The organism is Leclercia sp. CFBP8987 (genome assembly GCF_034044995.2).
GTDB lineage: Bacteria > Pseudomonadota > Gammaproteobacteria > Enterobacterales > Enterobacteriaceae > Enterobacter > Enterobacter tamurae.
Genome location: NZ_CM188255.1, coordinates 4,720,117 through 4,743,629 on the forward strand (window position 1 = coordinate 4,720,117; position 23,513 = coordinate 4,743,629).

The window sequence follows — 23,513 nt, forward strand, 5'->3', positions numbered from 1 at the left end:
TAAAGCATCCACAATATAAGAAGGATGCCGCAGGCCTCACCCATAGCACGCGATGATGAAACCAAATGCGACGTGATCCCGGCAGGTCTTCGGGCTAGGTGGCTTTATAAGGATGAAGACTTCCCATTTTCACAGTGTCTACAGCGCTCATCCCGCCAGTCTTTACCGCTGCGCGTCAGCTCCAGATTTGCACTGGATTCCCTTTTCACTCACAAGAGACCGGAAACATAATGCTACATTTAGACACGTATAGATGTCCAGACTGCCGTTAACCATTAAGGCTGGACATCCCCTGCACAATCCCTACAATCCCCGCGTAATTCATCATCAATCAGGAAGCATCATGACCCCCGAACACCTCCCGACAGAACAGTACGACGCGCAACTGGCAGAGAAAGTCGTCCGTCTGCAAAGTATGATGACGCCTTTTGCTGCGCCTGCGCCTGAGGTGTTCCGCTCTCCGGTCAGTCACTACCGTATGCGTGCTGAATTCCGTATCTGGCACGACGGTGACGACCTGTATCACATCATTTTCGATCAGCAGACCAAAAGCCGTATCCGCGTGGACAGCTTCCCGGCGGCCAGCGAGCTGATTAACCAGTTGATGACCCTGATGATGGACGGCGTGCGCAATAATCCGCTGCTGCGCCATAAGCTGTTCCAGATTGACTACCTGACCACCCAAAGCAATCAGGCCATCGTCTCCCTCCTGTACCATAAAGCGCTGAATGACGAGTGGCGCCAGGCTGCAGAAGCCCTGCGTGATGCGCTGCGCGCGCAGAACATCAACGTCCATCTGATTGGCCGTGCGACAAAAACCAAAATCGCGCTGGATCAGGATTTCATCGACGAGCGCCTGCCGGTGGCGGGCAAAGAGATGATTTATCGCCAGGTGGAGAACAGCTTTACTCAGCCGAACGCGGCGATGAACGTGCAGATGCTGGAGTGGGCGCTGAACGCCACCGAAGGTTCAACCGGCGATCTGCTGGAGCTCTACTGCGGTAACGGCAACTTCTCGCTGGCGCTGGCGCGTAACTTCAATCGCGTACTGGCTACCGAAATCGCCAAACCGTCGGTGGCTTCCGCTCAGTACAACATCGCGGCGAACCACATTGATAATGTGCAGATCATTCGCATGTCAGCGGAAGAGTTTACTCAGGCGATGAACGGCGTGCGGGAATTTAACCGTCTGCAGGGGATTGATCTGAAGAGCTACCAGTGTGAGACGATTTTCGTCGATCCGCCGCGCAGCGGGCTGGACAGCGAAACCGAGAAGATGGTGCAGGCGTACCCGCGTATTCTGTATATCTCCTGCAACCCGGAAACCTTATGCAAGAACCTGGAAACATTAAGCCAGACGCACAAGGTTGAACGTCTGGCGTTGTTCGATCAGTTCCCGTATACGCACCATATGGAGTGCGGCGTGTTACTGACAGCCCGGTAAAGCGTTGTTGCCGGATGGCAATACGCTTACCCGGCGTGGGACAGGTTACTCTGGCAGCTGCTGTTTACGGTTACGCATTTTAATGCCGATCCAGAACACCAGCGCCACCGACAGTACGGCAGGCAGGAAGTTAGAGCCAATGTCCGGGTACTCTGCGCGCACCACGGTGCTATATAGCAGGACACCCAGCACAAAGAACGCCGCCGACAATGCCGGTAACCCCACCGGCATGGTGCGATTCTGATAACGCTGATGCAGACAGTACACCGTCAGCACCAGAGAGATCATCGGGAAAACCGAAAACGGTACAATGGAGCTAAACATCGCTGCAAAGGTACCGTTAATGGATAAGCCAGCGATCAATGCCAGCAATAATGTTCCTTTATCCTGTCCTGTCTGTTTCATTACTCACCTTTCACTCATCGGATTGATGCGCCAGTTTTTCTTGTTCACGGCGATACCAGTAATAAGCCCCTTTAGAGATCATCCGCAGTTGCAATACCAGTCGCTCTTCGAGTTGCTTGCGTTGTTCAACGCTCACATCCAGTGCTTCGGCGCCCGCACTGAAGACTATGGTCACCATCGCCTCGGCCTGCGCTTCAGTGAAGGCGCGCGGCATATGGTTTTCGAGTTCAAGATAGTCGGCAAGTTCCGCAATAAAATGCTGAATCTCACGCGCCACGGCGGCACGAAACGCGGCCGAGGTACCAGAGCGTTCCCGCAACAGTAAACGAAACGCGTTAGGGTTGTTGCCGATAAACTCCATAAAGGTGGAAACGGAGGTGCGGATCACGCTGCCCCCTTTGGCGATACGCTGACGCGCCTGGCGCATCAGCTGGCGGAGCATCAGCCCGCTTTCATCCACCATGGTCAGACCCAGTTCATCTACGTCACGGAAATGACGATAGAAAGAGGTAGGCGCAATCCCGGCTTCGCGTGCGACTTCGCGCAGGCTCAGACTGGCAAAACTTCGCTCGGCACTCAGTTGACTGAATGCCGCTTCTACCAGCGAACGCCGGGTTTTCTCTTTTTGTTGTGCTCTTACGCCCATCACGATAGTTGAATCCTTCCAAAGGCCCGCTGGCACTATACCAGAGAATAAAATTAATCGGTTTACCTGGCTTACAGAATGAGGGTTTCCCTGTTGTTTGTGCTCCACCACGCGAAAAGAGCACAACGATAATTGGGTTATCCCGCCAATGATGTTACTATTCTGTTGCTTTTATGTATAAGAACAGGTAAGCCTTACCATGTCACATTCCTACGATTACGACGCAATAGTTATTGGTTCCGGCCCCGGCGGCGAAGGCGCTGCTATGGGACTGGTTAAGCAAGGAGCCAGAGTAGCGGTTATTGAGCGCTACCATAATGTTGGCGGCGGTTGCACCCACTGGGGCACCATCCCTTCCAAAGCTCTCCGCCACGCTGTCAGCCGCATCATTGAATTCAACCAGAACCCTCTTTACAGCGATCACTCCCGTCTTCTCCGCTCTTCTTTTGCCGACATCCTGAACCATGCTGATAACGTTATTAATCAGCAGACGCGTATGCGTCAGGGCTTTTATGAGCGCAATCACTGCGAAATTCTGCAGGGTAACGCCCATTTCGTTGATGAACATACGCTGGCGCTGGAGTGCCATGATGGTTCGGTCGAGACCATTACCGCCGAGAAGTTTGTGATCGCCTGTGGCTCACGTCCGTACCATCCGGCTGATGTGGATTTCTCCCATCCGCGGGTTTACGACAGCGACTCCATACTGAGTCTGCATCATGAGCCACGCCACGTGCTGATCTACGGTGCCGGGGTGATCGGCTGTGAATATGCCTCCATCTTCCGCGGCATGAACGTCAAAGTTGACCTGATTAACACTCGCGACCGCCTGCTGGCGTTCCTCGATCAGGAGATGTCCGATTCGCTGTCGTACCACTTCTGGAACAGCGGCGTGGTGATTCGTCACAACGAAGAGTACGAGAAGATCGAAGGCTGTGACGATGGCGTGATCATGCATCTGAAGTCAGGCAAAAAGCTGAAAGCCGACTGCCTGCTTTACGCTAACGGTCGTACCGGTAACACCGACTCGCTGGCGCTGGAAAACATCGGTTTGACCACCGACAGCCGTGGGCTGCTCAAGGTCAACAGCATGTACCAGACCGCCCTGCCGCATATCTATGCTGTCGGTGACGTGATTGGTTATCCAAGCCTGGCATCAGCGGCGTATGACCAGGGGCGTATTGCCGCTCAGGCGCTGGTGAAAGGTGAAGCGACGGCGCATCTGATCGAAGATATCCCGACCGGCATTTACACCATTCCGGAAATTAGCTCTGTCGGCAAAACCGAGCAGCAGCTGACGGCCATGAAGGTGCCTTACGAGGTGGGTCGTGCCCAGTTTAAACATCTGGCGCGGGCGCAAATCGTCGGGATGAGCGTGGGAACGCTGAAGATCCTGTTCCATCGCGAGACGAAAGAGATCCTCGGCATACACTGCTTCGGCGAGCGTGCGGCGGAAATCATTCACATCGGCCAGGCGATCATGGAGCAAAAAGGTGGCGGTAACACCATCGAATACTTTGTTAATACCACCTTTAACTACCCGACCATGGCAGAAGCTTATCGGGTAGCGGCGCTGAACGGCTTAAACCGCCTGTTTTAACGCACTGTCGAAACGGCCTTCCATCGAACTGCGGATGGCCTCTGCCAGCTGCTCATAGCGGCTGCGCAGCGGCGATCCCGGACGATAAACCAGGCCAATGGTACGGCGCGGCTCCGGCTTGATGCATGGCAGATAGACCACCCCGTCGCGACGACGTTCCGGCGGGACTGACAGCGCGGGCAGCAGCGTAATACCACTTCCTGCCGCCACCATGTTACGCAGCGTTTCCAGGCTGGTTGCACGGAAGTGGGTATCTTCATCGGCACCCGCTTCAAAGCAGAAGCCCATCGCCTGATCGCGCAGACAGTGGCCATCTTCCAGCATCAGCAGCTTTTCTCCGGCCAGATCGGCCATCGGCACGCGATCGCGGTTCGCCCACGGGTGATCCTCATAGATCGCCAGCATCATCGGCTCGTCAAACAGCGGCACTTCGATAAAAGCTTCACTCTCTTTGACCAGCGCGAGGATCGCGCAATCGAGCTTACCGCTGTCCAGCTGCGCCAGCAGCTGATGGGTTTGCGCTTCGTGCAGGTACATTTCGAGTTTCGGGAAGGTCTGGTGCAGCATCGGAATAATTTGCGGCAGCAGGTACGGGCCAACGGTTGGGATCAAGCCAATATGCAGTGGGCCGGACATCGTCTCCCCCTGCTGGCTCGCCATTTCCTTGAGCACTTTGACCTCGCGCAGCACGGTGCGCGCCTGATCCACCAGCAGCAGGCCCGCCTGGGTGAACAGCACTTTACGACTGGTGCGCTCCAGCAGCATCACGCCAAGCTCATCTTCAAGCTTACGGATCTGACCGCTAAGCGTAGGCTGACTGACGTGGCAGGAATCTGCCGCGCGGCGAAAATGGCGGTGTTCAGCTAGTGCGACCAGGTATTCAAGATCACGAATATTCATTATTCATCCTCCGTCGCCACGATAGTTCATGGCGATAGATAGCATAGCAACGAACGATTATCCCTATCAAGCGTTCTGTTGAATAATGCATCACAGAGACGAGGCGGCACTGATTACCCTTAAAGTCCTGTCCCGTCTGACGAGTTTCTCTCAAAACTCGAACAACTAAAGCCAACGTGAACTTTTGCGGACCTCGTGGTCCGCTTTTTTTTTGCGTAAAAAAACCGGATAAACGCAAAATGGCAACCGAAGTTGCCATTTTTAGTGTTTGCTCCCTCTCCCGGTGGGAGAGGGCCGGGGTGAGGGCACCAGCCCGCACGAATTATACCAGGCGGTTTTTCGCATCCGCAATCGCCTGCGCGACCTGCTTCGGCGACACGCCACCTTTGGCCGCACGCTTATCCAGACAGGATTGCAGCGCCAGGATCGGATAGACATCCTCGCCAATCACGCTGCTGAATTTCTGCAGGTCGGCCAGCGGCAGATCTTCCAGCGGTTTGCCCTGACGAATGGCTTCTACCACCGCTTCGCCGACGATATGGTGCGCTTCACGGAACGGCACACCTTTGGCGACCAGGTAATCCGCCAGCTCGGTGGAGTTAGCGTAGCCCTGCTGGGCCGCTTCCTGGCAACGCGGACGTTTCACCTGAATGCCGTCAAGCACCAGCGCCGCCATATGCAGACAGTCCAGCCAGGTGTCGAGCGCGTCGAACAGCCCTTCTTTGTCTTCCTGCATATCTTTGTTATAGGCCAGCGGGAGCCCTTTCAGGGTCATCATCATCCCGGTCAGCGCACCCTGCACACGGCCACACTTGCCGCGGATCAGCTCCAGCGCATCCGGGTTTTTCTTCTGCGGCATCAGGGAGGAGCCGGAGGTCACACGGTCCGACAGCTCAACAAAACCGGCTTCGCCAGAGTTGAAGAAGATCAGGTCTTCGGCAAAGCGCGACAGGTGCACCATACCGATAGAGGCATTGGAGAGCAGCTCCAGCACGTGGTCACGGTCGGAGACGCTGTCCAGGCTGTTGCGGGTGGCGGAAGCAAAGCCCAGCCAGCCGGCGAGCTGTTCACGGTCGATTTCGTAGGCGGTACCCGCCAGCGCGCCGCTGCCCAGCGGGCTCACGTCAAGGCGCTTCAAAGTATCCTGCAGGCGGCTCTCATCACGGGCCAGCATCTCAACGTAGGCCAGCGACCAGTGCGCAAAGGTGACAGGCTGGGCGCGCTGCAGGTGGGTATAACCCGGCATCACCGCATCCTGATTGTTGTGCGCGGTTTCCACCAGCGCGCTCTGCAGCTGACGATTCGCGGCCAGCAGTTCCACCACAGTGTCTTTACACCACAGCTTGAGGTCGGTCGCCACCTGGTCGTTACGGCTCCGGCCGGTGTGCAGCTTTTTACCTAACTGGCCGACTTTGTCGATCAGCTTGCCTTCTACCCAGCTGTGAATATCTTCAGCGTCGCTCGCAAGGATTTGCCGCGGATCCAGACGCACCTCTTCCAGCAGATTGTTCAGCGCCTCTTCCAGCTGCACCTGTTCGTCTGCGGTCAGCACGCCTACGGTCACCAGCGCTTTGGACCAGGCCACAGAGCCGACGATATCCTGTTCGGCCAGGCGGTAGTCGAAGCGCAAAGAGTCGTTGAACTGTTTGAACCGTTGATCCGCTGCCTGTGTAAAACGCCCACCCCAAAGTGCCATAACATGCTTCCTTTATTCGTTAGTTCCGCCGGGTGGCGCTACGCTTACCCGGCCTACGGTCTTGTAGGCCCGGCAAGCAGAGCGCCGCCGGGCAGTAAATCTTAAGCCAAAATACGCGTACCAATCGGCGTGCCGTTAAACAGCGCTGGCAGTTGCTCGGCGTGGCGCCAGGAGGCGATATCCACCGGACGACCGAGCGTGCGGGCGGCATCCAGCGCCGCATGCACTTTCACAATCATGCCGTCGGTAATAATGCCCTGCTCGATCAGCTGCTCAGCTTTCTCAGCGGTCATTTCCGCAATGCGCTGGCCTTTGCCGTCCAGAATGCCGCTCACGTCAGAGAGCAGGATTAGGTCTGCGCCCAGCGTCGCCGCCAGCGCGGTTGCCGCCTGGTCAGCGTTGACGTTCATTAGATCGCCCTCTTCGGTGACGCCGATAGAGCTGACCACCGGCAGAAAACCGCCTTCCAGCAGGGTATTAATCAGTTTTGGTGAACCCGGCTGCGCCAGCCCTACGTGGCCAAGCTCTTCGTCGAGCTGGGTCACTTTGACGCTGTCGCCATCGCCAAGATAGAGACCCACGGAGGCGATATGGTGTTTCTTCGCCCAGGACAACAGGGTTTTGTTGGCAGTCCCCGCCAGGGCACCGGTAATAATGTCGATCTGGTCAGCAGGCGTAACGCGCAGGCCGTTCTTCTTTTTCACCGGCAGGTTCAGGCCTTTCATTAATTCATCGACCACGCAGCCGCCGCCGTGAACAATCACCAGCGGGCGTTGATAGGATTCGCGATAGTTAACCAGCGCGGTAAACAGACGCTCCAGCGCCTCTTCGCTGTCCAGCAGGACACCACCAAGTTTGATAATTAATGGATTCATCATCACACCTTAAATAAGAGACTGCGTTTCAGCATAGCCAAAACGAATATTTGCGCACTGGATTGCCTGAGCGGCTGCGCCTTTCAGCAGGTTATCTTCTGCGGCCACCACAATCAGGTGCTCGCCCTGCACGGCAAAGCCGATATCGCAGAACGGCAGACCCACCACGTTTTTCAGCGCCGGGACGCCTTTGTCATACAGACGCACCAGCGGTTTATCCGCATAGGCCGTCGTGAAGACCGCCGCCACCTGATCGTGGGTCACGCCCGGCTTCAGGCGGCAGGTGATGGTTTCGAGGATCCCGCGCGGGAAGCTGCCCAGATGCGGCGTAAAGATAACGTCCGCCCCCAGGTGGGTAGTGATTTCCGGGTGATGACGGTGATTGAACACACCGTACGGCTGCAGGCTCACTTCGCAGAAGCTGTTGGAAATCGCCGCTTTGCGCCCGGCTCCGCTCACGCCGCTGGTGGCGTTGATCACCGGCCACTGATTCAGATCCAACAGGTTTGCATCGATCAACGGCTTCAGGGAGAGCTGCGCCGCCGTCGGGTAGCAACCCGGCACGGCAATCAGGTTCGCTTCTTTCAGCGCATCGGCGCTCCACTCCGCCAGACCATACACCGCTTTTTCAAGCAGTTCCGGGTGCTGATGGGTAAAGCCATAGTATTTTTCATAGAACGCGGCGTCGTTAATGCGGAACGCACCGGAGAGATCGAACACCACGCAACCGGCGGCCAGGAACTGCGGCGCCAGGTCGTGGCTGACTTCGTGGGCGGTGGCTAAAAACACCACGTCCACGCCGTCGGTAAACTCGCTGATATCCGACATTGGCTGCAATGGCAGATCGACAATCCCTTTAAGTTGCGGATGTAAATCGGAAATTAACTTTCCTGCATCATTGCTTTGCGCTGAGACAGTCAAAGCGGTTATGGTCATATGAGGATGGCGATTCACGTAGCTTACAAGCTCTGCGCCCGCATAACCGCTAGCGCCTACAATCAGCGTATTCAACATCGGGTTCCTTTATGCTCAACGTTAATGTATTTTTATTCACATTTATTGCATGAATATTGATACTATCACGACCTAAGGTGTGTCAACAATGAAAATGAATTTACCGCCATTTATCGAGATCTACCGCGCCCTGATTGCCACGCCGTCCATCAGCGCAACGGAAGAAGCGCTGGATCAGAGTAATGAGACTTTAATCAATCTGCTGGCGGGATGGTTCAGCGATCTCGGCTTTAAGGTGGAAGTTCAGCCGGTCCCGGGAACCCGGAATAAATTTAACCTGCTTGCCAGTACCGGACAGGGTGCGGGCGGGCTGCTGCTGGCGGGACATACCGATACCGTGCCCTTTGACGATGGTCGCTGGACGCGCGATCCCTTCACCCTGACCGAGCACGACAACAAGCTCTACGGGCTGGGCACCGCCGACATGAAAGGCTTCTTCGCCTTTATCCTCGACGCGCTGCGTGACGTCGATGTGAAAACGTTGAAAAAGCCACTCTACATTCTGGCGACGGCCGACGAAGAGACCAGCATGGCGGGCGCGCGCTACTTCTCTGAAAACACCTCGATTCGTCCAGATTGCGCCATCATCGGCGAGCCCACTTCTTTGCAGCCGATCCGTGCGCATAAAGGCCATATCTCTACGGCGGTGCGGGTGCTGGGCCAGTCCGGCCACTCCAGCGATCCGGCGCGCGGCGTCAACGCCATCGAACTGATGCACGACGCCATTGGCCGCATCATGCTGCTGCGTGATGACCTGAAAGAGCGTTATCACTACGATGCCTTCACCGTGCCGTATCCAACGCTGAACCTCGGCAGCCTGCACGGCGGCGATGCCTCCAACCGCATCTGCGCCTGCTGCGAACTGCATATGGATATCCGCCCGCTGCCGGGCATGACGCTGAGCGATCTCGACGGGTTACTGAACGAAGCCCTGGCCCCGGTGAGCGAACGCTGGCCGGGCCGTCTGACGGTCTCTGAACTGCATCCGCCGATCCCGGGCTACGAGTGCCCGCCGGACCATCAGCTGGTGGAAGTGGTGGAAAAACTGCTCGGCGAGAAAACCGACGTGGTGAACTACTGCACCGAAGCGCCGTTTATTCAGACTCTCTGTCCGACGCTGGTCCTCGGCCCGGGCTCCATCAACCAGGCCCACCAACCGGATGAGTACCTTGAAACGCGCTTTATCAAACCAACCCGTGAGTTAATTACTCAGGTTGTGCATCACTTCTGCTGGCATTAATGACTGCTCCCCTCTCTCACGAGAGGGGAAAAATCTCATGATCTTCGTCACACTCTCATAAGCATCTCTTATCTGACGCAAAGCCAATTAAATTTCGTAAATTGCCCGCATTTATTCGTTTGCTGAACCGTTTTCGCAGCAATTGACGACGGGGGTTTTACGTGGCTTTATAAAGGGAGATGACAAAATAATGTCCGTTAGATGTCTGGCCGGGCATAAACAAAAATGATGGGGTGACTGGGTTTTTATGAACGAACAATATTCCGCGTTGCGTAGTAATGTCAGTATGCTCGGCAAGGTGCTGGGAGATACCATCAAGGATGCGTTGGGCGAGAACATTCTCGATCGCGTTGAAACAATCCGTAAACTGTCTAAATCTTCCCGTGCCGGTAACGAAGCCAATCGTCAGGAGCTGCTCACCACGCTGCAGAACCTCTCCAACGACGAGCTGCTGCCCGTTGCCCGTGCCTTCAGCCAGTTCCTTAACCTGGCGAACACCGCCGAGCAGTACCACAGCATTTCGCCGAATGGCGAAGGGGCCAGCAACCCGGAAGTGATTGCCCGCACGCTCAGAAAACTCAAGGACCAGCCCGAACTCAACGAAGCGACAATCAAAAAGGCCGTCGAGTCTCTGTCCCTGGAGCTGGTGTTAACCGCCCACCCGACCGAGATCACCCGCCGCACCCTGATCCACAAGATGGGTGAAGTGAACAACTGCCTCAAGCAGCTGGATAACAAAGAGATTGCCGACTACGAACGTAACCAACTGATGCGCCGTCTGCGCCAGCTGATTGCCCAGTCCTGGCACACCGATGAAATCCGTAAGCACCGCCCAAGCCCGGTTGATGAAGCCAAATGGGGCTTTGCGGTGGTGGAAAACAGCCTGTGGGAAGGGGTACCTAACTACCTGCGCGAGCTGAATGAACAGCTGGAAGAGAACCTCGGCTATCGCCTGCCGGTGGATTTTGTGCCGGTGCGTTTCACCTCCTGGATGGGCGGCGACCGCGACGGCAACCCGAACGTCACCGCCGAAATCACCCGTCACGTCCTGCTGCTGAGCCGCTGGAAAGCCACCGACCTGTTCCTGAAAGATATTCAGATTCTGATTTCTGAGCTCTCAATGGTCGAAGCCACGCCAGAACTGCTTGAGCTGGTGGGTGAAGCCGGTGCAACCGAACCTTACCGCTTCCTGCTCAAAAATCTGCGTGGCCAGCTGCTGGCCACTCAGGCCTGGCTGGAAGCGCGCCTTAAGGGCCAACGCCTGCCGAAACCTGCCGGTCTGCTGAGCCAGAACGAGCAGCTGTGGGAGCCGCTGTACGCCTGTTATCAATCACTGCAGGCCTGCGGAATGGGCATCATCGCCAACGGCGAGCTGCTCGATACCCTGCGCCGCGTGAAGTGTTTCGGCGTGCCGCTGGTGCGTATCGACGTGCGTCAGGAGAGCACCCGCCACACCGAGGCGCTGGGCGAACTGACCCGCTATCTCGGCATTGGCGACTACGAAAGCTGGTCAGAAGCCGACAAACAGGCCTTCCTGATCCGCGAGCTGAATTCCAAACGCCCTCTGCTGCCACGGAGCTGGGCGCCAAGCGAAGAGACCCGCGAAGTGCTCGACACCTGCAAAGCGATCGTCGATGCGCCGAAAGGATCGGTGGCGGCCTATGTGATCTCGATGGCCAAAACCCCGTCCGACGTGCTGGCGGTTCACCTGCTGCTGAAAGAAGCGGGGATTACCTTCGCCCTGCCGGTTGCGCCGCTGTTTGAAACCCTCGACGACCTGAATAACGCCAACGACGTGATGACCCAGCTGCTGAACATCGACTGGTATCGCGGCTTTATCCAGGGCAAGCAGATGGTGATGATTGGCTATTCCGACTCTGCAAAAGATGCGGGCGTGATGGCCGCCTCCTGGGCGCAGTATCAGGCTCAGGATGCGCTGATCAAAACCTGTGAAAAAGCAGGGATTGAACTGACCCTGTTCCACGGTCGCGGCGGCTCGATTGGCCGTGGCGGTGCCCCTGCTCATGCGGCCCTGCTCTCCCAACCGCCGGGCAGCCTGAAAGGCGGCCTGCGTGTGACCGAACAGGGCGAGATGATCCGCTTCAAGTACGGTCTGCCGGAAGTGACCATCAGCAGCCTGTCGCTCTATACCAGCGCGATCCTCGAAGCGAACCTGCTGCCACCGCCGGAGCCAAAAGACGCCTGGCGCCATATCATGGACGAGCTGTCGGATATCTCCTGCGATATGTATCGCGGCTATGTGCGCGAAAACAAAGACTTCGTGCCTTACTTCCGCTCGGCCACGCCGGAGCAGGAGCTGGGCAAACTGCCGCTGGGTTCACGTCCGGCAAAACGTCGCCCAACCGGCGGCGTGGAGTCCCTGCGTGCTATCCCGTGGATCTTCGCCTGGACGCAGAACCGTCTGATGCTCCCGGCCTGGCTGGGTGCCGGTGCCGCACTACAAAAAGTGGTGGAAGACGGCAAGCAGAACGAGCTGGAATCCATGTGTCGCGACTGGCCGTTCTTCTCCACCCGCCTCGGCATGCTGGAGATGGTGTTCTCGAAAGCCGACCTGTGGCTGGCGGAATACTACGATCAGCGTCTGGTAAAACCGGAGCTGTGGGCGCTGGGTAGCGAGCTGCGTGCGCTGCTGGAAGATGACATCAAAGTGGTGCTGGATATCGCCAACGACTCCCATCTGATGGCCGATCTGCCGTGGATTGCTGAGTCCATTCAGCTGCGTAACATCTACACTGACCCGCTAAACGTGCTGCAGGCAGAGCTGCTGTACCGCTCGCGTAAAGCGGAAGAAGAGGGTCTGGAGCCAGATCCACGCGTGGAACAAGCGCTGATGGTCACCATCGCGGGCGTTGCGGCGGGGATGCGTAACACCGGCTAAGGCTTTATGCCCGGCGGCGCTACGCTTGCACGGGCCTACGATAAGTAGGCCGGGTAAGCGTTAGCGCCACCCGGCACATTTCGGTACTCCCATCATGCACCACGATATCACTCCCATCCTGACCGATCTGATCAACGGCACATCGCCCCTGCATCAGGTGCATTTTGTTTCTCCGGCCGAACAGGTCACCCACGCCTCTCCTCGTCTGGTGATTATACTTGAGGGCCAGACCCATGACGTGGTGTTCTCGTCATCCGGGCATCATCCTTTGCCATCCGCAACCTGTCTTAGCATCACCTTCGGCAAACAGCAGCTGACGCTCCAACTCCAGCGTGACGCCACCGTTTTGCATCAGCTGCAGGTTGCCAGGCGCGGGCCGAGAACGGGTGCTTTTCTGCTGCAAACGCTCGCTGAGTTGCAGATGCAACCGGATGAGCAGGAGACGGCCAGGCTGGTGGTATTAAGTTTGCTCAGCCACTGTCGCGATCTGCTGGGCAGCGATATCCACACCGCCTCCCGCAGCCGGGCGCTGTTTGAAGCCATTCGGACGTATATCGAAGAACATCATGCCTCAGCGCTAACCCGTGAGTCGGTGGCGCAGGCGTTTTACATTTCACCGAACTACCTTTCGCATCTTTTTCAAAAGATCGGCAGCGTGGGGTTCAATGAATACCTGACCCGAACCCGTCTCGAGCATGCCCGACAGCTTCTCAAAGGCTACGATCTGAAAATTAAAGATATCGCCACGCACTGCGGCTTTACGGACAGCAACTACTTCTGCCGCCTGTTTCGCAAGCACACCGAGCGCTCGCCGTCGGAATACCGCCGCCAGTATCACAGCCAGCTTACCGCCAAAAACTAGCATTGTGATCCCCCTCTCACTTCGCTAAGGACCTTACATTTGTCCAGTATTTGGCAAAAATGACCTCTGGCTCCCCCCGCCTGGCCCGCCGTATCCTTAATTCAGACCTGAAGACTTAAGGAAAAATAATGGAACTGTATCTGGATACCGCCAGTGTGGCGGACGTCGAACGCCTTGCCCGCATCTTTCCCATTGCCGGCGTGACCACCAACCCGAGCATTATTGCCGCCAGCGGTGAATCCGTGTGGGATGTTCTCCCGCGCCTGCAGAAGATCGTTGGCCCGGAAGGCACGCTGTTTGCCCAGACCATGAGCCGTGATGCCGACGGGATGGTTGCCGAAGCCAGACGACTGAGCGCTTCTTTCCCGAACATCGTGGTCAAGATCCCGGTCACCGCAGAAGGTCTGGTCGCCATCAAAGCCCTTAAAAAAGAGGGCATCACCACCCTCGGTACCGCGGTGTACAGCGCCGCTCAGGGCTTGCTGGCCGCCCTGGCGGGAGCAAAGTACATCGCGCCGTACGTTAATCGCGTGGATGCCCAGGGCGGAGACGGGATCCGTACGGTGCAGGAGCTGCAAAGCCTGCTGGAGCTGCACGCGCCAGAGAGCATGGTGCTGGCCGCCAGCTTCAAAACCCCGCGTCAGGCGCTGGACTGCCTGCTCGCCGGCTGTGAAGCCATCACCCTGCCCATCGATGTCGCACAGCAAATGCTCAATACCCCCGCGGTAGAGTCAGCCATCGACAAGTTCGAGCAGGACTGGAAAAACGCGTTTGGTAGCCTCAATCTCTAAGGGAGACATGTTATGGACCGTATTATTCAATCACCCGGTAAATACATTCAGGGTGCCGATGTGCTCACCCGCCTCGGCGATTATCTCAAGCCGCTGGCAGCACGCTGGCTGGTGGTAGGCGATAAGTTTGTGCTGGGCTTTGCCGAAGAGACGCTGCGTCAAAGCTTTGAACAGGCCGAACTCTATGTCGAAATTGCGCCTTTCGGCGGCGAGTGTTCGCAGAACGAGATCGATCGCCTGCGTGAGCTGGCCAAAGGTGCTGATTGTCAGGCGATCCTCGGCATTGGCGGCGGTAAGACGCTGGATACCGCCAAAGCGCTGGCGCACTTTATGGACGTCCCGGTCGCCATCGCCCCGACCATCGCCTCAACCGATGCGCCCTGCAGCGCGCTTTCCGTTATCTATACCGACAGCGGCGAATTCGATCGCTATCTGATGCTGCCCCACAACCCAAACATCGTCATTGTGGATACCCAGGTGGTGGCGCGGGCCCCTGCCCGCCTGTTGGCTGCCGGGATTGGCGACGCGCTGGCGACCTGGTTTGAAGCCCGGGCCTGCTCCCGCAGCGGCGCGACTACCATGGCGGGCGGCAAGTGCACCCAGGCCGCGCTGGCGCTGGCTGAGCTGTGCTACAACACACTGGTGGAAGAGGGTGAAAAAGCGATGCTGGCAGCGGAGCAGCATGTGGTGACCCCGGCCCTTGAGCGGGTGATTGAAGCCAACACCTATCTCAGCGGAGTCGGTTTTGAAAGCGGCGGCCTGGCGGCGGCGCACGCTATTCACAACGGTCTGACCGCCATCCCGGATGCCCATCATTATTATCACGGCGAGAAAGTGGCGTTTGGCACCCTGACCCAACTGGTGCTGGAGAATGCGCCGGTGGAAGAGATCGAAACCGTGGCGGCGCTGTGCCACAGCGTGGGGCTGCCAATTACCCTGGCGCAGCTGGCTATCACTGCCGATATCCCCGCCAAAATGCGCTTAGTGGCGGCCGCGTCGTGCGCGAAAGATGAAACCATCCACAATATGCCGGGCGGTGCGACACCGGAGCAGGTATATGCGGCCCTGGTGGTTGCCGACCAGTACGGCCAGCGTTTTATGCAGGAATGGGAGTAGCCTTGTTGCCCGGCGGCGCTGCGCTTGCACGGGTCTACAATCCGTAGGCCGCGTAAGGCGAAGCCGCCACCCGGCAAAAAAATCCCCGCCAGCGCGGGGATTTTCCTGTTTACAGTAGATCAAACCGGTCGAGGTTCATCACTTTCACCCATGCCGCGACAAAGTCCGTCACGAACTTCTCGTGGGCATCGCTGCTGGCGTAAACCTCGGCCAGGGCGCGCAGCACGGAGTTGGAACCAAACACCAGGTCGGCACGGCTCGCCAGATACTTCACGTCCCCGCTCACGCGGTCGCGGCCTTCAAACAGCTCGCTGGATTCATCGGTAGCCTTCCACTGCGTGCCCATATCCAGCAGATTGACGAAGAAGTCCGTACTGAGTACGCCCACGCGATCGGTAAAGACCCCGCTCTTACCGCCATCGAAGTTAGCGCCCAGCACGCGCAGCCCGCCCAGCAGCACCGTCATCTCTGGCGCGGTCAGGGTCAGCTGCTGCGCTTTATCAATCAGCAGCGATTCGGTGGTCGAGACGTCGATCGCCGCCCGGTAGTTACGGAAACCATCAGCAGCCGGCTGCAGCAACGTAAACATGCCGATATCGGTCTGATCCTGGCGCGCGTCAACCCGGCCCGGCGTAAACGGCACAGTGATGTTCACACCAGCGGCTTTGGCCGCCTGCTCAACGCCCACCACACCCGCCAGCACGATGATGTCCGCCAGCGACGCTTTATGTGCCGATTTATAAATGCCTTCCAGCACCGGCAGCACGCGCGCGGCCACGGCGTTGACATCCCAGCTGCGCTGCGGCGCCAGCGCCAGACGGGCGCCGTTGGCCCCGCCACGCTTATCGCCACCGCGGAAGGTGGACGCCGAGGCCCATGCCACCGACACCAGCTCGCTGACCGACAGCCCGGAAGCCGCAATATCCGCTTTCAGGCTTTGAATATCTTCCGCGGTCGGATGGAAGAACGGCTGTGGCAGCGGATCCTGCCAAATGAGCTCTTCTTTCGGCACTTCCGGCCCGATATAACGTGCAATTGGCCCCATATCGCGGTGGGTCAGTTTGAACCACGCCCGGGCGAAGGCTTCGTTAAAGGCCTGCGGATCGTTGAGGAAACGACGGGAAATCTTGTCGAACTCCGGATCGAAACGCAGCGTCAGGTCGGTAACCAGCATGGTGGGTTTACGTTTTTTCGACGGGTCAAACGGGTCGGGCATGATTTCTGGCGCATTCGACGCTTCGAACTGGATGGCACCTGCCGGACTGCGGGTCTGCACCCAGTCGTATTTGTACAGGTTCTCAAAGAAGTAGTTGCTCCACTGGGTCGGCGTCTGGGACCAGATCACTTCCAGACCGGAGGTAATGGTGTCGGCACCAAAACCGCTGCCGTGGGTGCTGGCCCAGCCCAGGCCCTGCGCTTCAAGCGGGCCGCCTTCCGGATCGATACCCACATGGGTCGCTTCCCCGGCACCGTGGGTTTTACCCAGCGTATGACCCCCGGCGATCAGCGCGACGGTCTCTTCATCGTTCATCCCCATGTTGCCGAAGGTGGCACGGATCGCCGCCGCCGCAGACAGCGGTTCACCGCTGGCGTTTGGCCCTTCCGGGTTGACGTAGATCAGCCCCATCTCGGTGGCACCAACGGCACTTTTCGCCAGGCTTTCCGGATGGCGGTGCTCAAGCCAGGCTTTTTCATCACCCCAGTTCACATCCAGATCCGGTTCCCAGACGTCTTCACGCCCGGCACCAAAGCCAAAGGTACGGAAGCCAGAGTTCTCCAGCGCCACGTTACCGGCAAGAATAAACAGGTCGGCCCAGGAGATTTTCTGGCCATATTTTTGTTTGATCGGCCACAGCAGACGACGCGCCTTATCGAGGCTGACGTTATCCGGCCAGGAGTTAAGGGGAGAGAAACGCTGTTGGCCCCGGCCCGCACCGCCACGCCCGTCTACGGAGCGATAGGTCCCGGCACCGTGCCACGCCATACGGATGAACAGACCGGCGTAGCTGCCCCAGTCGGCAGGCCACCACGGCTGGGAATCGGTCAGCAGGGCTTTCAGATCGCCTTTCAGGGCAGCGTAATCTAACTTGCTGAATTCTTTTCGGTAGTTAAAATCTTTGCCTAGCGGGTTGGAACGTTCGGAATGCTGGTTGAGAAGGTCGATACGAAGCTGTTTGGGCCACCAGTCCCGGCTGTTGGTGCCGGCACCTGCGCTCTTATCATAACTGCCCTGATGGAAAGGACACTTACCTGAAGTCTGGTTCTCGTCGGACGTACTCATCGCTCTGCTCCCTTTATGGTTTTATCGTTAGGATATACACCACCGGCAACAAGAGATAATTGAAACCATCCACAGATTTGATAGTTAATACCGTCGATATCTGCCTGAAATATAAAAGCCCTCATCATTGTGAGGGCTTCATCGTTACAGACCCGGGCGAACCCCCAGCGTATGACAGATCGCGTAGCTCATTTCGGCGCGGTTAAGGGTATAGAAATGGAAATCTTTCACCCCTTCGCGGCTTAAAATCTTCACCATGTCCATGGCGATGTTGGCTCCCACCAGCTTGCGGGTTTCGGCGTCATCGTCCAGACCTTCGTACATCTTCGCCATCCACAGCGGGATGCGCACGTTGGTCATGTCGGCAAATTTCTTCGCCTGCTTGAAGTTGGAGACCGGCAGAATACCCGGAATAATTTCAACGTCGATACCGGCGGAGACGCAGCGGTCGCGGAAGCGCAGGTAGCTTTCGACATCAAAGAAGAACTGGGTGATGGCGCGGTTGGCACCGGCATCCACTTTACGTTTCAGGTTGAGCAGATCCGCCTGGGCGCTTTTCGCTTCCGGATGCACTTCCGGGTAAGCCGCCACGGAAATGTCGAAGTCGCCCACCTCTTTCAGCAGCGCCACCAGATCGGTCGCGTACATATCCGGCTTACCGCTGCCCGGCGGCAGGTCGCCACGCAGGGCCACGATATGGCGGATGCCGTTGTTCCAGTAATCCTGGGCAATGGTGCGCAGTTCGTCGCGGGTGGCATCGATACAGGTCAGATGCGGCGCGGCTTCCAGACCGGTACGATCCTTAATGCCTTTAATGATGCTGTGCGTACGGTCGCGCTCGCCGGAGTTGGCACCGTAGGTCACCGAAACGAATTTCGGCTTCAGGCTGCTCAGGCGATCGATAGAGGCCCACAGGGTCTGCTCCATTTCACTGGTGCGCGGCGGGAAAAATTCAAAAGAGACGTTAATCTGGCCGTTTACTTCAGCCAGGCTCTGATTCAGGGCTTCCCGCTGGTTGGCGTGAAAAAAGCTCATACCTTACCTCATCAATCGCGTGTCGTTGTTTTGTTGTGTTCGAACTTCTATACGTTTAGACGTCCAGATGTAAAAATGACGGAAAAGCCGACTGGCGTCAACTGAAAATATCATCATTGACGGTGAGGAATGCTCAGGGAAGATGAAAAAGGTTCAGGATGAGGCGACTATTCCCTCTCCCCTGTGGGGAGAGGGGGAAAACATATGGATTACAGCAGCTGTGCCAGACGGTTGATATCTGACTGGATTGCCCCGGCGGTGACGTCACGGCCCGCACCTGGACCACGGATCACCAGCGGGTTATCGCGGTACCAGCGGCTTTCGATGGCGAAGACGTTATCGCACGGCAGCAGCGCCGCCAGCGGATGTTCCGGGCGGACGGCTTCAACCCCGACGCGGGCTTTGCCATTGGCATCGAAACGCGCCACGTAGCGCAGAACCAGGCCCATTTCGCGGGCCGCTTCCAGGCGCTGTAGCATCTGCTCGTTCAGGGCATCGCCGTTCTCGAAGAAGTAATCAACAGACCCCTCTTCACAGTCCGTCGGCACCAGCGACTCCACGCGCACCTGACCCGGCTCGATATCGTAGCCCGCTTCACGCGCCACAATCACCAGCTTACGCATCACGTCTTTACCGGAGAGGTCAACGCGCGGGTCGGGCTCGGTCAGCCCCTGCTGCCACGCCTGGTCCACCAGGTCAGTAAACGGCACGGTGCCATCAAACTGCAGGAACAGCCACGACAGGGTGCCGGAGAAGATACCGCTGATGGCCAGAATGCTGTCGCCGCTTTCGATCAGATCGCGCACGGTGTGGTTAACCGGTAAACCGGCCCCGACGGTGGCGTTGTACAGCCAATGACGGCCCGTTTTTTCAAAGGCGTCGTGGATCTGGCGATAGTTACGGGTATTGCTGGCGCCCGCCAGTTTATTAGCGCTGATAACGTGGAAACCGTGGCTGGCGAAATCGAGATACTGATTGGCGAGCTGTTCGCTGGCGGTCACATCCAGCACCACCAGGTCATCGTACGGGTGGGCACGCATCCACAGGAACAGCGACTCTTCATCCTGCTCAATGGCTTCATCGTTAAAGAAGGCCAGCGCGCGGCTGGCGTCCAGCCCTTCATAGCTGAGCAGGCTGCGGCGACTGTCGACAACGCCTGCCAGCACAAACTCAAAGCCGGTACGCGCCGAGAGCGTGGTCTGCTCGCGGGCAAACAGCTCCAGCCAGCGGGAACCAATGTTGCCTTTCCCGAACAGCACAAGACCGATTCGTTTTTCGGCGCGGAACAGCGACTGGTGCAGGCCCTGAATCAGGCTCTCGGTTGGCCCGGTGCGCATGACCGCCACCAGGCTGATGCCCTCTTCCGACTGCCAGGTAAACTCTACCGGTTGACCTTTCAGCTGCTGCCAGAAGCGGTGGCAGTGCAGCGGGTTACGGGTGACGCCCGCCCCGACCATCGCGATCAGCGCCAGCCCCTGACGCAGACGAAGCTCGCCCGGCAGGCCCGCTTCATCGAGAATTTTCAGCGCGCTGTCGGCCACTTCGGCGGTGTAGCAGAACTGCAGCAGATGACGGTCAGTGTGCACCCCCACGGCGAGCGGGCGCACCTGGGCGCGCTTCAGGATCAGGTCGATCTCTTTATGCGTCTGTTTGAAATCATGTCCGGCAGGCACGAGGAATTCGATCAGGCAGATATCGTCATGGCTGGTGACGATACGCGCCCCCGTGCCGGAAGCCAGCACGCGCTCAATGCGGGTCGAGCCCTGATCCGGCGTGTAGCTGCAGCGCAGCTGCAGATCGATATCGCTGCCTGAGACCGGCTGCAGGGTGCGGGCGTGCAGCACCGGGGCCGCCAGACGGGCCAGCTCGCTGGCTTCGTCGAGGCGCAGCAGCGGCAGCAGGCACGCATCTTTTACCTTGCGCGGGTCGGCGCTGTAGACACCGGCCACGTCGCTCCAGATGGTGACGCGGGATACGCCCGCCAGGGCACCAATCTGCGTTGCAGAGTAGTCGGAACCGTTACGTCCCAGCAGCACGGTTTCACCCGCGTTGCTGCGGCTGATAAAGCCGGTCACCACAATACGTTTATTTGGATGCTGCACCAGCAGCTGCTGGAGCAGCGGATAAGAGAGACCTTCATCCACCTGCGGCTGGGCGCCACGCTCGGCACGCAGGAAGTCCCGCGCGTCGAGCCAGGCTGCGTCCAGGCCCTGCTGTTGCAGGACCGCCGCCATCAGCCGGGCCGACCACACTTCACCGTGGCCCACCACTTCGGCATAGACCGCGTCGGTCACACCGCTGTCGAGTAACCCGGCCAGGCGCTCCAGATCCTGGATAAAGGTGCTGATCAGGCCATCGGCCACGTCGGCAGGCAATAAGCCGGCGATCAGTTCACTCTGGTAACGGCGTAACGCTTGTTGAACCTGATGCGCAGAGAGACGATCGGTCTGGCTTAACTTCAGCCAGCTAATCAACTGGTTGGTGGTGCTGCCCGCGGCGGAGACAACCATCATGTCCCCCGGCATCGAATACTCTGACATGATCCCCGCGACCCGCAGGTAACATTTCACATCAGCCAGACTACTACCACCAAACTTGTGCAGCTGGCGACCCTTCGCCCCTGCCTGCGCTATCACACTCATGATTACCCCTTGGTTGCGACCCGGAAGCCATTTTCCAGATCGGCAATTAAATCTTCACAATCTTCAATACCGGTTGAGATGCGTAACAGCGTCTCAGAGATCCCGGCGGCGGCACGCGCTTCTGGCGCCATGCCTGCGTGGGTCATTGTTGCGGCGTGGGAGATTAAGCTTTCGACTCCCCCTAATGATTCCGCCAGCGTAAACAGTGACAACCCGCTCAGGAAGCGACGCAGCGTCTGCTCATCGCCATCCAGTTCAAAACTTAACATCGCGCCAAAACCCTTTTGTTGACGCGCCGCAATCTCGTGCCCCTGATTCTCCGGCAGCGACGGGTGATAGAGCTTTTTCACCAGCGGCTGGGTCTTCAGGAAATCGACAATCGCCTGGGCGTTACGCTGCGCCACATCCATACGCGGCGACAGGGTACGCAGCCCGCGCAGCAGCAGGTAGCTGTCAAACGCGCTGCCAGTGACGCCGATATTATTCGCCCACCATGCCAGTTCGGTGACAAGCGCTGGATCTTTAGCAATCACCACCCCGGCCACCACGTCGGAGTGGCCGTTCAGGTATTTGGTGCATGAATGCAATACCAGATCTGCTCCCAGTGCCAGCGGGTTCTGCAGCGCCGGACTGAGGAAGGTATTATCCACTACACTTATCGCTCCCGCATCCCTCGAAAGCTGACAAATTTTTGCAATGTCCACCACGCGCAGCAGTGGGTTGCTTGGACTTTCGACTAAAACCAGCTTCGGTTTTTCTGCCAGCGCCTGTTTCAGCGCCTGCTCATCACCCTGATCGACAAACAGCACGCGATAGCAACCGCGCTTCGCCAGGCTGTCGAACAGACGGTAGCTGCCGCCATAGCAGTCGTGCGGGGCCACCAGCAGATCGCCAGGCTTCAGGAACACGGTGGTCACCAGATGAATGGCCGACATGCCGGTATTGGTCATCACCGCGCCAGCGCCACCTTCCAGTTCCGCCAGCGCACGCTGGGTGACATCACGCGTCGGGTTGCCACGGCGCGAGTAGTCATGGGCGCGTGGTTCATTAAATCCGGTGAAGTTATAGGTACTGGAGAGATGAATCGGCGGGACAACGCAGCCGTACTGTTCGTCATCATTCAATCCGCTACGCACTGCGATGGTGGCCTGTTTACGCGTCATGGTGAAGGCTTCCTGGCTTAATGGATGAAAAGTCAGGCCCCAGAGTAAACATTGATTATATGGACGTCAATACATCTGGACATCTAAACTTCTTTGCGTATAGATTGAGCAATACGCAAATAGCCGTTAAAATTACATGCTTTAGCGCATAACCCAGAGGCAATATCCGTGTCACGGTGACGTCTCTACGGTAAACTACGCAAGATTATGGCGCGAAACCCGGCGAACCGCTGCGGTGTCGGCCTCATATTAATGACAGAGAGGATTAAAGGTATCTCATGGCTGAATGGAGCGGCGAATATATCAGCCCATACGCTGAGCACGGTAAGAAGAGTGAACAAGTAAAGAAAATTACGGTTTCCATTCCTCTGAAGGTGTTAAAGATCCTCACCGATGAACGCACGCGTCGTCAGGTGAATAACCTGCGTCACGCTACCAACAGCGAACTGCTGTGCGAAGCGTTCCTGCACGCGTTTACCGGTCAACCGTTGCCGAACGATGAAGACCTGCGCAAAGAGCGTAGTGATGAAATTCCGGAAGAGGCGAAGGTGATCATGCGTGAGCTGGGTATCGACCCGGATACGTGGGAATACTGATTTGCAGATATAAAAAAAGCGCCTTGCGGCGCTTTTTTTTCGGGATGCTTATTTCGCGCCCGGGATGCTGAAACGCTTGTTGAAGCGGTCAACACGGCCACCGGTTGCAACATCACGCTGCTTACCAGTGTAGAACGGGTGGCATTTGCCGCACACGTCCAGGTTCAGATCGTGACCCACGGTGGAGCGGATCTGGATAGAGTTACCGCAAGAACAGTTAGCAGTAATCATTTCGTATTTAGGATGGATATCTTTTTTCATGGGGAGAACCTCAGTTAAGGCCGCGTCGCTCTTCCAGCCCTAACGCC

19 protein-coding genes and 1 riboswitch are annotated in these 23,513 nt (G+C 57.6%); of the genes, 8 read left to right on the top strand and 11 right to left on the bottom strand.

The genetic code is table 11. The features are described 5' to 3' along the window. Positions 1-63: 63 nt before the first annotated feature. Positions 64-239: riboswitch (cobalamin riboswitch) on the bottom strand. Positions 240-343: 104 nt separating this feature from the next. Then, positions 344-1,444: a tRNA (uridine(54)-C5)-methyltransferase TrmA gene (trmA, locus tag SOM40_RS22755; RefSeq protein WP_225759964.1), complete on the top strand. Its 1,101-nt coding sequence runs from the start codon at positions 344-346 to the stop codon at positions 1,442-1,444. A gap of 45 nt (positions 1,445-1,489) precedes the next feature. On the opposite strand, the gene SOM40_RS22760 is transcribed toward trmA, so the two are convergent. After that, on the bottom strand, positions 1,490-1,849 hold the full coding sequence (locus SOM40_RS22760; RefSeq protein WP_166184793.1) for a YijD family membrane protein: 360 nt from the start codon (positions 1,847-1,849) through the stop codon (positions 1,490-1,492). A 10-nt stretch (positions 1,850-1,859) separates the two neighbouring features. Beyond that, positions 1,860-2,498, bottom strand: coding sequence for an HTH-type transcriptional repressor FabR (gene fabR, locus SOM40_RS22765; RefSeq protein ID WP_032615233.1), 639 nt, complete (start codon positions 2,496-2,498; stop codon positions 1,860-1,862). A gap of 196 nt (positions 2,499-2,694) precedes the next feature. Here fabR and sthA point away from each other — a divergent pair, with 196 nt between their 5' ends. Further along, positions 2,695-4,095 (top strand): Si-specific NAD(P)(+) transhydrogenase, encoded by a 1,401-nt coding sequence (sthA, locus tag SOM40_RS22770; RefSeq protein WP_106995805.1) that lies wholly within the window; start codon positions 2,695-2,697, stop codon positions 4,093-4,095. On the opposite strand, the gene oxyR is transcribed toward sthA, so the two are convergent. The 4 genes from oxyR to argC form a co-directional block, all read right to left on the bottom strand. Then, positions 4,078-4,995: a DNA-binding transcriptional regulator OxyR gene (gene oxyR / locus SOM40_RS22775; protein WP_106995804.1), complete on the bottom strand. Its 918-nt coding sequence runs from the start codon at positions 4,993-4,995 to the stop codon at positions 4,078-4,080. The genes sthA and oxyR overlap by 18 nt on opposite strands. A 322-nt stretch (positions 4,996-5,317) precedes the next feature. Beyond that, positions 5,318-6,691, bottom strand: coding sequence for an argininosuccinate lyase (gene argH, locus SOM40_RS22780; protein WP_261645408.1), 1,374 nt, complete (start codon positions 6,689-6,691; stop codon positions 5,318-5,320). 101 nt (positions 6,692-6,792) lie between these two features. Then, positions 6,793-7,569 carry an acetylglutamate kinase gene (gene argB, locus SOM40_RS22785; RefSeq protein ID WP_320531167.1) on the bottom strand — a complete coding sequence of 259 codons (777 nt, stop codon included), beginning with the start codon at positions 7,567-7,569 and terminating at the stop codon, positions 6,793-6,795. 6 nt (positions 7,570-7,575) lie between these two features. Further along, positions 7,576-8,580, bottom strand: coding sequence for an N-acetyl-gamma-glutamyl-phosphate reductase (argC, locus tag SOM40_RS22790; RefSeq protein WP_320531166.1), 1,005 nt, complete (start codon positions 8,578-8,580; stop codon positions 7,576-7,578). An 88-nt stretch (positions 8,581-8,668) separates the two neighbouring features. On the opposite strand from argC, the gene argE reads away from it, so the two are divergent. The 5 genes from argE (at position 8,669) to gldA (ending at position 15,488) form a co-directional block, all read left to right on the top strand. Then, a complete protein-coding gene (argE, locus tag SOM40_RS22795) occupies positions 8,669-9,820 on the top strand; it encodes an acetylornithine deacetylase (protein WP_320531165.1) in 1,152 nt (383 codons plus the stop codon). A gap of 247 nt (positions 9,821-10,067) precedes the next feature. Continuing rightward, a complete protein-coding gene (gene ppc / locus SOM40_RS22800) occupies positions 10,068-12,719 on the top strand; it encodes a phosphoenolpyruvate carboxylase (protein WP_166184808.1) in 2,652 nt (883 codons plus the stop codon). Between the two features lie 94 nt (positions 12,720-12,813). Then, positions 12,814-13,581, top strand: a complete 768-nt coding sequence (locus SOM40_RS22805; RefSeq protein WP_320531164.1) for a helix-turn-helix transcriptional regulator — start codon at positions 12,814-12,816, stop codon at positions 13,579-13,581. Between the two features lie 128 nt (positions 13,582-13,709). Further along, entirely contained in the window at positions 13,710-14,372 is a 663-nt protein-coding gene (fsa, locus tag SOM40_RS22810; RefSeq protein WP_320531163.1) for a fructose-6-phosphate aldolase, read from the top strand. Between the two features lie 12 nt (positions 14,373-14,384). Further along, positions 14,385-15,488, top strand: a complete 1,104-nt coding sequence (gene gldA, locus SOM40_RS22815; protein WP_312190971.1) for a bifunctional L-1,2-propanediol dehydrogenase/glycerol dehydrogenase — start codon at positions 14,385-14,387, stop codon at positions 15,486-15,488. 109 nt (positions 15,489-15,597) lie between these two features. Here gldA and katG read toward each other — a convergent pair whose 3' ends face one another. From katG to metB, 4 genes are all read right to left on the bottom strand, one after another. Further along, positions 15,598-17,769, bottom strand: a complete 2,172-nt coding sequence (gene katG / locus SOM40_RS22820) for a catalase/peroxidase HPI (RefSeq protein ID WP_261645401.1) — start codon at positions 17,767-17,769, stop codon at positions 15,598-15,600. Positions 17,770-17,913: 144 nt separating this feature from the next. After that, positions 17,914-18,804 (bottom strand): methylenetetrahydrofolate reductase, encoded by an 891-nt coding sequence (gene metF / locus SOM40_RS22825; RefSeq protein WP_106995794.1) that lies wholly within the window; start codon positions 18,802-18,804, stop codon positions 17,914-17,916. Between the two features lie 209 nt (positions 18,805-19,013). Further along, positions 19,014-21,446 (bottom strand): bifunctional aspartate kinase/homoserine dehydrogenase II, encoded by a 2,433-nt coding sequence (locus SOM40_RS22830; protein ID WP_166184821.1) that lies wholly within the window; start codon positions 21,444-21,446, stop codon positions 19,014-19,016. 2 nt (positions 21,447-21,448) lie between these two features. Beyond that, positions 21,449-22,609, bottom strand: coding sequence for a cystathionine gamma-synthase (metB, locus tag SOM40_RS22835; protein WP_106995792.1), 1,161 nt, complete (start codon positions 22,607-22,609; stop codon positions 21,449-21,451). A 278-nt stretch (positions 22,610-22,887) separates the two neighbouring features. On the opposite strand from metB, the gene metJ reads away from it, so the two are divergent. Next, entirely contained in the window at positions 22,888-23,205 is a 318-nt protein-coding gene (gene metJ, locus SOM40_RS22840) for a met regulon transcriptional regulator MetJ (RefSeq protein WP_007369220.1), read from the top strand. A gap of 48 nt (positions 23,206-23,253) precedes the next feature. Here metJ and rpmE read toward each other — a convergent pair whose 3' ends face one another. Continuing rightward, a complete protein-coding gene (rpmE, locus tag SOM40_RS22845; RefSeq protein WP_003862040.1) occupies positions 23,254-23,466 on the bottom strand; it encodes a 50S ribosomal protein L31 in 213 nt (70 codons plus the stop codon). Positions 23,467-23,513: the final 47 nt, after the last annotated feature.